This is a genomic window from Pseudomonas sp. MF5691 (genome assembly GCF_016405645.1).
GTDB lineage: Bacteria > Pseudomonadota > Gammaproteobacteria > Pseudomonadales > Pseudomonadaceae > Aquipseudomonas > Aquipseudomonas shahriarae.
Map to the genome: position 1 here is coordinate 13,550 of NZ_JAEKDC010000039.1, position 13,709 is coordinate 27,258.

At 60.1% G+C, this 13,709-nt stretch carries 6 protein-coding genes; all 6 read right to left on the reverse strand.

What is annotated here, in order from left to right; genetic code table 11:
- Window positions 1-76: 76 nt before the first annotated feature.
- The gene (locus JFT44_RS27665; protein WP_233098443.1) at window positions 77-2,695 is read right to left on the reverse strand and encodes a TonB-dependent siderophore receptor; all 2,619 of its coding nucleotides are present in this window, start codon (window positions 2,693-2,695) and stop codon (window positions 77-79) included.
- A gap of 108 nt (window positions 2,696-2,803) precedes the next feature.
- A complete protein-coding gene (locus JFT44_RS27670; protein WP_198831452.1) occupies window positions 2,804-5,293 on the reverse strand; it encodes a TonB-dependent siderophore receptor in 2,490 nt (829 codons plus the stop codon).
- 107 nt (window positions 5,294-5,400) lie between these two features.
- The gene (locus JFT44_RS27675) at window positions 5,401-6,345 is read right to left on the reverse strand and encodes a FecR family protein (RefSeq protein WP_198831449.1); all 945 of its coding nucleotides are present in this window, start codon (window positions 6,343-6,345) and stop codon (window positions 5,401-5,403) included.
- The gene (locus JFT44_RS27680; RefSeq protein ID WP_225923851.1) at window positions 6,342-6,848 is read right to left on the reverse strand and encodes an RNA polymerase sigma factor; all 507 of its coding nucleotides are present in this window, start codon (window positions 6,846-6,848) and stop codon (window positions 6,342-6,344) included. The genes JFT44_RS27675 and JFT44_RS27680 overlap by 4 nt, the downstream gene beginning before the upstream one ends.
- 125 nt (window positions 6,849-6,973) lie before the next feature.
- On the reverse strand, window positions 6,974-10,144 hold the full coding sequence (locus JFT44_RS27685; RefSeq protein ID WP_198831450.1) for an amino acid adenylation domain-containing protein: 3,171 nt from the start codon (window positions 10,142-10,144) through the stop codon (window positions 6,974-6,976).
- Window positions 10,141-13,709: condensation domain-containing protein (locus tag JFT44_RS27690; RefSeq protein ID WP_198831451.1), on the reverse strand; the 3,569-nt coding region annotated here is incomplete at its 5' end. The genes JFT44_RS27685 and JFT44_RS27690, both read right to left, overlap by 4 nt.

Genomic DNA, 13,709 nt, shown 5'->3' on the forward strand with positions numbered 1-13,709 from the left:
GACGGATTCTCAATCACTTTGTAACAGAAACAAAAAAAGGACATCTCACGATGTCCCTTTTCATTTAAAGCCGTGCTTACCAGAAGGTACCGCGCAGGGTCAACATGTGGTTGCGAGGGTCGCCGTACCAGTTACCGGAGTAGGAAGACCCCACAGCCGTGTAATAGGTTTTGTCGAATACGTTATTGAGGTTGTAGGCCAGCGTCCAGTTCTCGTCCAGGCGATACTCGGCCATCGCGTTCCAGACTGCATAGCCTGACTGCTTGTAATCAAAGGGAATGGATAGGTCTTTATCATCGGCATCCTTGACCGGATTCCCCATTTTATCCAGGACACCAGCAGATCCGCTGACGTAAGTGGCGCTTTGCAGATTGACCCCGCCTCCCAGCTTCACATCATTGAAAGCACCTGGCAGGCGGTAAGTGGACCAAAACTTGACCATATGCTTGGGGGTGATAGCGCTGAATGCAGCATTTTTCGTTCGGTCTTGATTGTTGTTATAGGTATAGCCGGCAATCAGCATCCAGTCAGGCATCACTTCACCCGACACCTCAATGTCGAGGCCTTTACTGACTACTTTGCCTTCTGCCAGATAACAGCAGTTGCCGCCGAACTGGACATCGGTCGATGGGTAACGGGAGTCACGTACCGCTTCGTTTTCCCGCTCGGTGTAGTAAATGGAGAAATTGGTGTTCACCGCCCCGCCAAGCAGTTCGCTCTTCAACCCAGCTTCATAGGCGCGGCCTTTCATTGCCTCAAGTGGCGAACCTGGTGCGGGGCCCTGTAATTTCAACTGCTGAGGCCTGTACTGCTCGGAATAGCTTGCGTAAGTCGACCACTCATCATTCAGGTCGTAGACCAGACCGCCATAGGGTGTGAGCTTGGTAGGCTCCCGGGACGACACGTCGGATTCCGGCTTAAAGCCGCTCCCATCCCAATCAGCCATATAGGTCTGGTTGTACTTAACACGTTGGACACGGGCACCAACAATCAGATGCAGAGGTTCGGCGAGTTGCAAACGCAAGGTTGAATACAACCCGTACTGAACTTGGTCATTGGGGTTGTAATCACGGAAAAAGTCCTTACGGGTTGCCGGCTGAGGCCAAGGTGTGGAGTCTGGATCAAACACATTCAGGTCACCACCTGCCCCTTCGCTTTGTCCCGTTCCGCGCCACCGACTGGTGATTCTCTGATGATCCATACCGAGCAAAAATTCATGCCGTAAACCGAACGCATCAAACTTCCCGGCAAGGTTGATATCTGCCGATCCCTGTTCGCTGCGATACGCAGTGGTATTACCGCCCCAATGAGTACCTTTGAACGTGATCGGATTGAGTCCATTGCTGGCAAAAGCGCTTTTCGAAAGCCCGGACTCCAGAGTCCTGGTGTAGGTCGCGTTTACTTTCCAATCGCTGTTGAACTCATGGTCGATCTTGGCAAACAGCTCTTGTGACCGGCCGTCCTGATAGGCCCAACCCTGTGTAAGACTCGTACGCCTGGATAAACCCAGGTCATCGCCGGTGATGTACCGCGGTAAACCAATGCCGGAGCCATTCACATGGATTCGCTCGGAGCGGCCGCCAAAAGTCACCCGGGTATCTGGCTGGATGTCAGCTTCCAGCACCCCATACACCGTTGGTTTCTCGTCGCTTATATGATCCTGGAAAGATCCATTGTTGCTGTAGGCCGCCACCAACCTGCCACGCAACTTACCGTCAAAGCCCATAGGCCCGGTTACGTCGAACTGGGTACGATAGTTGTCCCAGGAGCCTGCCGAAGTGTCGATCTTCAACTGGTAGGCATCCAATGGACGCTTGCGCACCAGGTTGATCATACCCCCCGGATCCCCCGTGCCGCCGAACAACCCTGACGCTCCGCGCAGCACCTCTACGTGGTCGAACTCCACCAGGTCGTAATTTTTGTTGGAGTAAAAACTTCCCGCCGAATTACCCAAGGCCATGGGCGCGGCGCCGTCAATCTGGATGTTCTGGATCATGAAGCCGCGAGAGTAAAAATCAGTGGTGCGAACACTGGTTTTTTTCAAGGTAATCCCAGGCGTCAGCTTCAACGCGTCGGTCAGGTCCACCCCCCTGCTATCCTGAATCGCCTGCGCTGTCACCACCGACACCGACTGCGGCGTCTGCCGTAACCGGGTCGGAGTCTTCGAACCGATACTGGTCAACCCCGTGGTATAGGACCCCGAATTCTCCGTCATCTCCCCCATCCCCTGCCCCTGAATGGTGGTAGCCCCCAACTCCAACGCCCCACCCTGTACCGGTGCCTTCTCAATCAAAATCACATCATCACTCAATCGGGCGACCAAGCCGCTGTTCAGCAACAACCGATCAAGCCCCTGCTGCACCGGGTAGTTCCCCCTCAACCCGTCCGACTGCTGACCGGCCACCAATTCGCTGACAACCATCAACCGCAACCCGGACTGCTCGGCAAAGCGCGTCAATACCTGGTCAAGTTGACCGGCCTCGATAGCGTAGGTCCGGCTGTCGCTCTTCTGCTGCTGCGCCGCCTTTGCCGGCAGGCTCATACCCACGGCACTGGCCGTGGCAAGTGCCAGGCTCAAGGCAGTGTGCCTGATCAGATGCTGCATAACGCTCCCCTTGCTGAAATCAGCCAAATAAAAATCAATCTCAACAAGAAAGACGCCAGCCCTCTGAACACCGACAGTGGCTATATGCATTTATTTTTGCCATAAATCGCTTTCACGGCGAATCGTCACATTCAGCCAAGACAACATCCGCACATATAAAAAGCCCGCAATCACGCGGGCTTATTTTTTATCTGCGACTTACCAGAAAGTACCGCGTAGAGTCAGCATGTGGTTGCGCTCATCGCCGTACCAGTTGCCCGAGGAAGGCGTCCCAAGTTTGCTGTAGTAGTGCTTGTCGAACAGGTTATTGACGTTGTAGAGCACGCTCCAGTTCTCATCCAATTGGTACTCGGCCATGGCGTCCCAAACAGCGTATCCGGACTGGCTGTATTTAAAATCGTAATACCGCTTCTGAGGGGCAAACCAGGTTGTCCCGCTGACATCAGTAGCACTCTGTAGATTCACGCCGCCGCCCACCTTCAGGTCATTGAACAGACCTGGCAGACGGTAGGTAGACCAGAGTTTGACCTGATGCTTGGGTGTCACACTGCTGAACACTTTGGCTTGAGTGCGATTGCGGTTGTGGTTATAGGTGTAACCGGCCAGTACGTTCCAGTCCGGCAATACTTCGCCGGTGAACTCCATATCAACACCCTTGCTGGTCACTTCCCCTTGAGGCAGATAGCAGCAACTGCCACCGTGCAACACACTCATCTGTTCATAGCGTGGATCCAGGACCGCCTCGTTTTTGCGGGCGGTGTAGTAAAGCGCAAGCGATGTATTGACGGCCCCTCCCCACAACTCTCCCTTGAGCCCGGTCTCGTAGGTCTTGCCGGTCATGGGTTCGATTGAGCTGCCGGGATACGGACCCTGCAGTTTGGTTTGCTGCGGTTTGAAAATCTCGGAGTAACTGACGTAGGTCGACCATTCATCCGTGAGGTCATAGACGATACCGCCGTAAGGAACAACCTTGGTGGCTTCACGAACCGATATATCCGAGTCGGTTCCCCAGACGCCCTGCTTATCGCGGGACCGATAGAGCTGATCAAATTTATAACGTTGTGCCCGAGCGCCAACGATCAAGTGCAGCGGCTCGGCCAGTTGCAGACGCAGCGTCGAATACAGGCCGTACTGCACCTGGGTATTGGGACTGAATCGGTGGAAAAAATCTTTGTTGGTGTCGGGCTGTAGCCAGGGCGCTGGGTTAAATACATCGATTGGTACACCCGATCCAGTGGCCTGGGCAGTCCCCGCCCATGAACTGGTGATTTTCTGGTGATCCATCCCCATAAGGAGCTCATGCTGCAACCCGATTGCCTCGAATTTACCCGCAAGATTCACATCAAACAGCTTTTGATCGCTGCGGTATTTGTTGTTGGAGCCCCCGGTATTGGGCCCTGTCCTGGACTCAGGATCGACTGCACCAAAGGAAAAGGCGCTTTTCGAGAAGCCAGAATCCAGGGTCTGGGTGTAAGAAACGTTACCCTTCCAGTTATCGTTGAACTCATGGTCGATCTTGCCAAAGATTTCCTGGGATCGACCATCCAGGTAGGCCCAATTCTGCGTCAGGCTGGCGCTTCGCGAGAGCCCCAAGTCCCGGCCATCGAGGTAACGCGGCAAGCCCGTGCCTGAACCCGTCTCGTGGATACGCTCAGAGCGCCCGCCCAGGGTCAGGCGCGTGTCATCCGTGATATCCGCTTCCAACACCCCGTAGAAAATCGGCTTTTCCAGGCCTCGGTCATCCGCCATGTATTGACGATCCGTGTAGGCCGCCACCATTCGCCCACGCAACTTGCCGTCGAACCCCAAAGGCCCTGTGACATCCATCTGGGTACGGTAGTTGTCCCAGCTCCCCGCCGAGACATCGACCTTTAACTGGTAAACGTCCAACGGGCGCTTGCGCACCAGGTTGATCATGCCGCCAGGGTCACCTGTGCCGCCAAATAACCCGGACGCACCCCGCAAGACTTCGACGTGGTCGTACTCCACCAGGTCGTAGCTCTTGTTGGAATAGAAACTGCCCGACGTGGTGCCCAGGGCCATAGGAGCGGCACCGTCGATTTGAATGTTCTCGATGTTAAAGCCGCGAGAGGAGAAGTCTGACAACCGGAAGTTGTTGTTCGTAACCGTAATGCCTGGCGTCATTTTCATGGCTTCGGCCAGGTCGGTCATGCGCTTTTCTTCAATAACCTGCGCTGTCACCACCGACACCGACTGTGGCGTCTGCCGTAAGCGGGTCGGAGTCTTCGAGCCGATACTGGTCAACCCCGTGGTATAGGACCCCGAATTCTCCGTCATTTCCCCCATCCCCTGCCCCTGAATGGTGGTAGCCCCCAACTCCAACGCCCCACCCTGTACCGGTGCCTTCTCAATCAAAATCACATCATCACTCAATAGGGCAACCAAGCCGCTGTTCAGCAACAACCGATCAAGCCCCTGCTGCAGCGGGTAGCTCCCCTTCAACCCGTCCGACTGCTGACCAGCCACCAATTCGCTGACAACCATCAACCGCAACCCGGACTGCTCGGCAAAGCGCGTCAATACCTGGTCAAGTTGACCGGCCTCGATAGCGTAGGTCCGGCTGTCGCTCTTCTGCTGCTGCGCCGCCTGTGCCGGCAGGCTCATACCCACGGTACTGGCCGTGGCAAGTGCCAGGCTCAAGGCAGTGTGCCTGATCAGATGCTGCATAACGCTCCCCTTGCTGAAATCAGCCAAATAAAAATCAATCTCAACAGGAAAGACGTCAACCCTCTGAAACCCGACAGCGGCGGCAAGTGTATTTTTTGCAAGCTGAGTTACTGTCGCGGCGAGTCGTCGCGCTCGATCACGGTCAGCCACGGCAGCAAGCGCACCCGCAGCGGCAAGGTGCGTTGCAGCAGTTTCAATTGGGCGTCGGTGTCGTCGGTGGCAATGATGCCGGTCACGGGCAGGTCGCGCAGGCCGCTGTCACGGACCCAGATTACGCCGCGATGGTAGCGGCCAAGTTGCTCCAGCACATCACCCAGGGGCTGGCGGTTGAACACCAGTTTGTCGCGGCGCCAGGCCGTGGCGGTGCCGACGTCGACTGGCTGGGTGCGCGAGAGACCTTCCGGGCCGTATTGCACGGCCTGACCGGCCTCGACATCGGTGGTCTGTGGATCGTCGTCCAATGTCACGCGCACCGTGTGTTCGGTGACGACCATCCGCACCTGCTCGCCTTCGCGCCGCACGTCGAAGCCAGTGCCCAGCGCACGCAGGCTGCCACGGCCGGCGCGTACTTCGAATGGGCGCTGGGCATCGGGGGCGACCTGGACAAAGAGCTCCCCGGTATAGAGATGCAGCACACGACGATTACCGTGCATTGCGATATCCACACGCGTGCGTGGCGCCAGTTCCAGGTGTGAGCCGTCGGCCAGTGTCACACGGCGGTGCTCACCCAGGCCGGTCACCTGATCCGCCATCCAGCCTTGTTGCTCTGCCTGCCAGGACAAACCGCCTGCCAGGCTCAACGCCACGACAAGTCCCAGTTGCAGCAAGCGGCGTGACGACGCGGGCGGACGCTCCAGTGCGCTGCCCAGGCTCTCCCACAATCGCTCCGCCGCCTGGGCGGCGCGTTGGTGCTCCGCGGAGGTTTCGCACCACTGCAGGTAGGCGTCCCAAGACGGTGCCTCGGCACTGCCCGAATGCAGGTCGACCAGCCACTGCAACGCTTGCTCGGTCAGCAGCGGCGAAGGTTTACTCGGGGCAGGGTCGCGTGTCACTCGGTCATCCCGAGGCGACGAGCACAGTGCAGCACGGCACTCATGATGTATTTGCTGACCATGCTGGGGGAAACCCCAAGCTGCTGGGCGATGGCGGCATGGCCCAATCCATCGAGGCGATTGAGTAACAAGGCCTGGCGGCTGTTCTCGGACAATTCACTCAACGCCTGATGCAACAGTTGCAACTGCTGGCGCATTTCCACCAGTGCCGCAGGCCCCGGGCACGGATCCAGCAGTTCGTGCTGCACATCCTCCAGCGAGTCCATCGGCCCGCGCCGCGTGCGGCTGCGCCCAAGGTCAATGATCAGGTTGCGCAGCACGCGAATCAGGAAAAACCGTGGGTTGATAATCGTATGGGTGCGCTGCTGTCGATCCAGGCCAACGTAACGCACGAATGCGTCCTGAGCGAGATCGGCAGCCATCTCCCTGTCGCCCAGGCGACGGTAGGCAATCTGCTGCAGTTCGCGATGATAGAGGCGAAACAACCGGTCCAGATTATCCAACGCACACTCCATGAGCATCCGTGTGCAGGGCACACATAGGGGGCGCTAGACTACAATTTATGAGAATCGTTCGCAACAGCATAAAACTTGCGAGCGCTGACTGACTGGCAGCGCCCGCAACCGTTTTAGCTCTGCACCGCCGCCTGTTGGCGCGCCTTCTCCAGCAGCGCGGCCTTCTCCTCTGGACTCATTGCGTCCAGCCGCAAACGTGCCTGGGCCAGTTTCTCCAACTGGCCAGGGCTATCTTCCTGGGCGCGCAAGGCCTGGGCCAGTGCGCCGGGACTTGGGTGATCGAACACGATGCCGGGGTGGACTTCGCAGTGCAGCAGTTTGCGAATCCCGGCGACCAGCTTGATCACCAGCAGCGAATGGCCACCGGCGGCGAAGAAGTCGCGGTCGCGGCTCAAGCGTACGCGCCCCAGCAACTGGGCCATGCGGCTGGCCAGCAAGGTTTCAAGGGCGTCCAGGGGCTCGATGAAGGTGTCGTCATCTTCGACCAGCTCCAGATTCTGCAAGGCCTGGCGGTCGACTTTGCCGTTGCCCAGGCGCGGCATGTGCTGCACCACCTGGTACTGGTGCGGCACCATCACCGCCGGCAAGCGCTCAGCCATTTGCTGCTTGAGGTTTTGCAGCCAATCCGCAGGCGCGTCCTGGCTCGGCAGTACAAAGGCGACCGGCTCATCGTGCGCCAGCAGCACCACGGCTTCGCTCACGCCTGGCACGCGCAGCAGTTGTTGTTCGATTTCTGCCAGTTCGATACGGAACCCGCGCACCTTAACCTGATGGTCACGCCGGCCATACAGCGCGATACCGCCTTGTGGCAGGTAGCGGGCCAGGTCGCCGCTGCGGTACAACCGTTCGCCAGGGTTAAACGGACTGTTGATAAACGCTGCATCGGTCTGCGCCGGGTCGTTCAGGTAGCCACGGCACAATTGCTGGCCGCCGATATACAGCTCACCCAGTTCGCCGCAGGCCACCAGTTGCAGGCCCTCGTTGAGGACGAACAACTGGTTGTTGGGCAATACCCGAGTCAGGGGAATGGCCAGGTGTTGCAAGTCGTCCGGGCTGATTGTATGCACGGCGACGCCAACGGTGGTTTCGGTGGGCCCGTAGTGATTGAACAGACGGCAATCGGCGCGCAGGTTGAAGATGCGCGCAACCGTCCCCTGGCCGATGGCTTCGCCGCCGAGGATCAGGGTGGCCGGCACCTTCGGCTGCGGTGCTTCGAGCAAGGCGGCAAGATGGGACGGCACGATTTTCAGGCAATCAATGCCCTGGGTGTCGATGAAGGCTGCGAACGCTTCGGGATCCTGCATCGTCGCCTCGTCAGCGATATGCAAGGTGGCGCCGTTGTACAGCGCACCAAACAGGCTGGTGTTACCCAGGTCCGCCGCGACAGTGGAGCCTTGGGCGAAGTGCCGGCAAGCAGCCAGCTCCAGTTCACTGCTGACACCCGCGACGTAATTGAGCAATTGCCGATGCTCGACCACCACGCCCTTGGGCACCCCGGTGGTGCCGGAGGTAAACAGTACATAAGCGGCGTCCTGGCCTTGCAGGGTTGCACTAGGTCCTTGCGCCAGCGGTTGCTGCACCTTTTGATCGAGGTCCAGTACTGCGCAACCGACTCCATCCAAAGCCACACCCTGGGTGACCAGTAGTTGCGCACCGGCCTGTTCCACCAGTTGGGCCTGGCGCGCCACTGGCCAGTTCGGGTCCAGCGGCAGATAGGCAGCGCCTGTGCGCCAGGTCGCAAGAATAGTCAGCACCTGGGCCACGCCGCGCGGCAAGGCCAGGGCGACGATGCTGCCCGGGGCTACACCCTTTTGACGCAGACGGCTGGATAATTGACGCACGCCGGCATCCAACTCGGCGTAGGTCAGCGACTGCTGCCCCGCGACCAATGCCAACGCGTCCGGGGTGATTTCGGCCCAATTGAGAATATGCTCAGGCAACAGCACCCGCTCTTCCAGCACTTGCGGCGCGGGATTGAACGCCAGCAGGCGTTGGCGTTCCGCCTCACCCAACAGGCTCAGGGTTGCGATGGCCGCGTCCGGCTGCTCCAGCAGACTGCCCAATAGCACTTGATACTGCGCCAGCAGCGTCTGCATCGTGGCCTGGCTATAAACGGCAGCGGCATAGTCCAGCGACAGACCGGTGACAGCGCCGCCCTCCTCCATATCGACATTCAGCGCCAGTTCAAACAGCGGCCGAAGATCAGCACTGTAGGCGCCGCTCCAGGTGCATGTCCCCACTGTGCGCGCTGCCGGTTGCTGGCGCACACCAAAGCCATGGGTCAGCGGCAGGCCGGCGTCGAGCGGCGCATATTCTTGCCAGGTGCCATGGGTCTCCAGCACACCGGTCAGCTCAGCCAACACACGCGTGAACGATGCTGTCGGCGCCAGGTTCAGGTTCAACGGCAGGGTTCTTTCCAGCAGGCCCACGGTGGGTGCGAAGAACTCATAGTCCTGGCGCGCGTCATGCCGCAGGCCCGCGACAAAACCTTCGCGCCCACTGACGCGCGCCAGCAGCACCCACCAGGCTGCTTGCAATAGCGTGGTCACCGGCGTGTTGTGCTGGGCTGCCAGTTGGCTCAGGCGCTCCAGCACACGTGGGTCGAGGGCGGCAGTCAGTGTCTGCCCACCGGCCTTGCCCGGCGCAGTGTCCGCGTAGCGCACCGGCAACTCCGGTGCCAGCACCCCAGTGCTCGGCAGGCAGGCTTGCCAATAGGCCTTGGCAGTATCGGCATCTTCGTCGAGCACTACTTCGGCATGCCACTCCAGGTACTGGGCAAACTGCCCCAGCTCCTCATCCACGGCGCAACTGCCCTGCTCATACGCCGTACACAGGTCTTGATAAAGAATCCCCAGGCTCGCCTGATCCCCCACAAAACCCGCCAAGCCCAGGGTCAATTGCCAGTGTTGCGCGTCGATACGCTGTAACAGACCCTCGAAAAACACCCCGGACGCCAGGCTCACCGGGCGTTGGCACCACTGCACCAAGACCTGCGCGGTGTCGCTGGACTCATCCACCGCCAATGCCACATTCGCCGCACCGGCCTCAAAGAACTGCCGCAGGCCACGATAACCGGGCGCCGTCGCCAATCGGGCGAGCAGCGCGGTGTGACGCTGGCTCAAACCGTTTAAAACCGCTTGCAGGCGTGAAACGTCGAGCGTGCCCTTGATCTGGATATGCAACAGGTGCGCGATATCACCCCAACTCGCACCGTCCTGTGCGTCCAGCACCCGCTGTTGTTGTTCCGGGAGCAGCGCCAGGCCTGCATCGTTAAGCGTACTCATGCCTCAGTCCCTTCAGTTTGCATACGTGTAGAAGGCGTTACCGTTTCCAGGTCGCGCCGCTCGATCATTTCACCCATGGCCACGACGATTTTGCGTGGGCCTTCAAAGGGGTCGCGGGCGTGGGCGGCAAGCATGTTGTCCAGCAGGATCACATCGCCCCTGCGCCAGTCAAAACGCACCGCACAGGCCTCGTAGAGTTCGCCCAGTAGTTGCATCACCGCGTCTTCAATCGGGCTGCCATCGCCGTAGTACACGTGGCGCGGCATCCGCTCGGGACCGAACAGGCCCAGCAGGTCGTCGCGCACGTCAGGGTCCAGGCAGTAGATGTGGTGCAGTTGCACCTGGTTGAAGAAGGTTTTCTCGCCCGTGGTCGGGTGGGTGATGATCGCCGGGCACGGGGTGCGGATTTGCAGTTCGTCGTTGTCCAGCCAGGTCCATTGAATGCCAGCCAGCGCGCAGCGCTGCTCGACCTGGGCGCGGTCTTCGGTCTTGAAAAAATGCTGCCAGGACACGTCGAGCTTATCGGCGAAGGTGCGCACATACAGCAGGCCCTTGCTTTCGAATGTATCGCGCAATGCTTGCGGCAAACGCAGGTACATCTGCCGGCAATCGACCACCGGCGTGGCACCGCCCACGGGCGACGGTTGCTCGCAGAAGAACAGTTGCTTGCGCGGCCAGCGATCCTGATGCGAGCTCTCGTTGTGGAACAGGATCATTTTCTTTTCCGGGTACGGCGTAGAGCGGTAGGTGTTCTTGCCGCCCTCTTTCTTCGGCAAGTCGCCGTACTGGCCGTACAGGCCCGGCTGGACCGCTTCGGCAAAGGCCTCGAAGTCGTGGATATCACGCATGGCAAAGCCTCGGAACAGGATCCCCGCATGCCGCGCCAACTTCTCCTCGACCAAGGCGCGATTGGCCTGGACCCACGTCACCAGGTCGAGCCCCGGATCATTGGGCTCCATCAGCAACGGGAACACCTGGTCGGCGTTCAACAGCGATTCACGCATCGCCGGCAGCGGGGCCCTGGCCACCGGGCTCGACGGTTTCTTGAGGAACTTGCCCAGTTTGTCGGCCTTCGGGCTAACAGGTGCGGCAGGAGCAACAGCGGTATTCGACGGCATGATGATGTCCCCTAATCGGATGTCTGGATCCATGACAATCTGTTGAAGAATTCCCATCCAGGCGCTCACAAGCTCGGTAATGCGCTCTTGTTTGAATAAGTCATTGGCGTACTGCCAGGTGCCTTGCCACTGCCCGGCTTCTTCGTCGATGAACAACGCCATGTCGAACTTGGAATAGCCGCCCAGGCTGGGCACCACCTCCACGGCAATGTCCGCCAGGCCAGCGCTGTGCACCGGCAGGTTGTTCATCACAAACAGCACTTGCACCAAGGGGTTGAAGCCCCTGTGCCGGGGCACGTTGCTGGCTTCGGCGATCATGTCCAGGGGCAGGTCCTGATGCTCGAATGCCGTGAGGGAGGTTTCCCGCGCAGCAGCGAGGAAATCACTGAACCGGGCCTTTGCGTCGAAGCGCGAACGCAGGGGCAGGATATTCACGAAGAAACCAATCAAGCCTTCCAGCTCGGCATGCTGGCGCCCCGCGACATCAGCGCCCACCAGCAAGTCGTCGCTGGTGCCCAGGCGATGCAGCAACACCTGGAATGCCGCCAGCAAGGTGGTGTAAGGCGTAACGCCGTGGCGGCCGGACAAGCCTTTGAGTGCCTCGCCCAATGCCGGCGGCACGCTGAACGACTCGCTGGAGCCTTCAAAAGACGGTACTGGCGGCCGTGGAAAATCAGTGGGTAACAGGAGTTGGCCGGGATGACCGGCCAGGGCGTCCTTCCAGTAGTGGGCCTGTTGCTGCAAGACCCCGGCCTGCTCCAGCGTCAGTTGCCATTGGGCATAGTCGCTGTATTGCACCGGCAGCGGCGGCAAGTCGATGCCACGGCCGTGCTTGAGCGCGGCGTAGTGTTGCACCAGTTCACCCACCAGCACCGCCATCGACCAACCATCGGAAATGATGTGGTGCATCGAATACAGCAGCACATGCTCATGGGCACCCAGGCGCAGGATCTGCCCACGCAACAGCGGCGCTTGTGCCAGGTTGATCGGGTGTCGGGTGTTGTCCAGCGTGGCCTGGGCGACCTGGGCTTCCTGTTCGATACGGTCCAGGTGCGACAGGTCGACCAGGGCGAAGTCCAGTGCCACCTCAGGCGAAATCACTGCCAATGGATCGCCGTCATCGTCTGCGACATAGGCGGTGCGCAGCACTTCATGACGCTGCACCACGCACTTGAGGCTTTCGATCAGCAACGGCACCGAGACTTCGCCACGCAAGCGCAACGCCAGCGGCATGCCGTACGCGCCGTTGCCGGCCGAGAACTGTTCGGCCACCCACAAGCGGCGCTGGGCCAGGGACAAGGGCGCAGTGCTGCGCGGGCCATGGGCGCGCAAGGCGATCTGCGCCGGTTGCGCGGCCGAGCGGCCCGCCAACACGGCGGCAAAGTCTTCCAACACCGGAGCATTGAACAGGTCCCGCAAGCCAGGGTCGCTGGCCAGGGTTTGCTTGAGCCGCGCAATCACCTGGGTGGCCAGCAGCGAGTGCCCGCCCAGTTCGAAGAAGTTGTCGCTCACCCCCACCTGCGCTAGACCCAGCACCTGTTGCCAGACCTCGGCAATCTGCTGCTCCAAGACATTGCGCGGCGCGATGTAGTGCTGCTGCAAGGCACTGGCATCCGGCGCGGGCAACACCTTGCGATCGAGCTTGCCATTGGGGGTCAGCGGCAGGCTGTCGAGGAAGACCCAATGGCTGGGCACCATGTACTCCGGCAGGTCGTCCTTGAGCTGACGCTTGCACGCCTCACGCAGCGCCTGTTCATCGCTGACCGCTTGCACGGCAACCACGTACGCCACCAACTGCGGATGGCCAGCGACGTCCCGCACCACCACGGCGGCTTCGCGCACTTGCGGTTGCTCCAACAGCCGCGCCTCGATTTCCCCCAGTTCGATCCGCAATCCACGGATTTTTACCTGGTGATCCACGCGGCCGATGTACTCGATCACCCCGTCCGCGCGGTAGCGCGCCAGGTCGCCGGTGCGGTACAGGCGCGTACCGGGCGCACCAAATGGGTCAGGCAGGAAGCGTTCGGCGGTGAGTGTCGGGCGCTGGAAATAACCCCGCGCCAGGCCATCGCCGCCAATCAACAATTCACCCGCCACCCCGACCGGCACCGGCGCCAGGTTATCGTCGAGGATATACAGGCTGGTATTGGCAATCGGCCCGCCCAGCCACGGCTGCGGCTGGGCTGGCGTGAGCGAGTACTGCGCCGACCAGATGGTGGTCTCGGTCGGCCCGTAGAGGTTCCACACCTGGGGCGAAAGCGCCAAAAGGCGGGTCGCCAGTTCCAGGGGTAGCGCCTCACCGCCGCACAGCAGTTTGCAACCCTTGAGCTCATCGGCCTGCGGGTGATCGAGCAGCATGCGCCAGGTCGAGGGCGTGGCCTGCAACACGCTGATGCGCTGCTGTTTGACCAGGGCAAGCAAGGCTTGCGGGTCGAGGTTGATGTCCT

Bases quoted from the DNA above. Each gene is read 5' to 3' on its own strand.
- JFT44_RS27665 (WP_233098443.1), bottom strand. From the start codon at position 2,695: ATGCATATAGCCACTGTCGGTGTTCAGAGGGCTGGCGTCTTTCTTGTT.
- JFT44_RS27670 (WP_198831452.1), bottom strand. From the start codon at position 5,293: ATGCAGCATCTGATCAGGCACACTGCCTTGAGCCTGGCACTTGCCACG.
- JFT44_RS27685 (WP_198831450.1), bottom strand. From the start codon at position 10,144: ATGAGTACGCTTAACGATGCAGGCCTGGCGCTGCTCCCGGAACAACAA.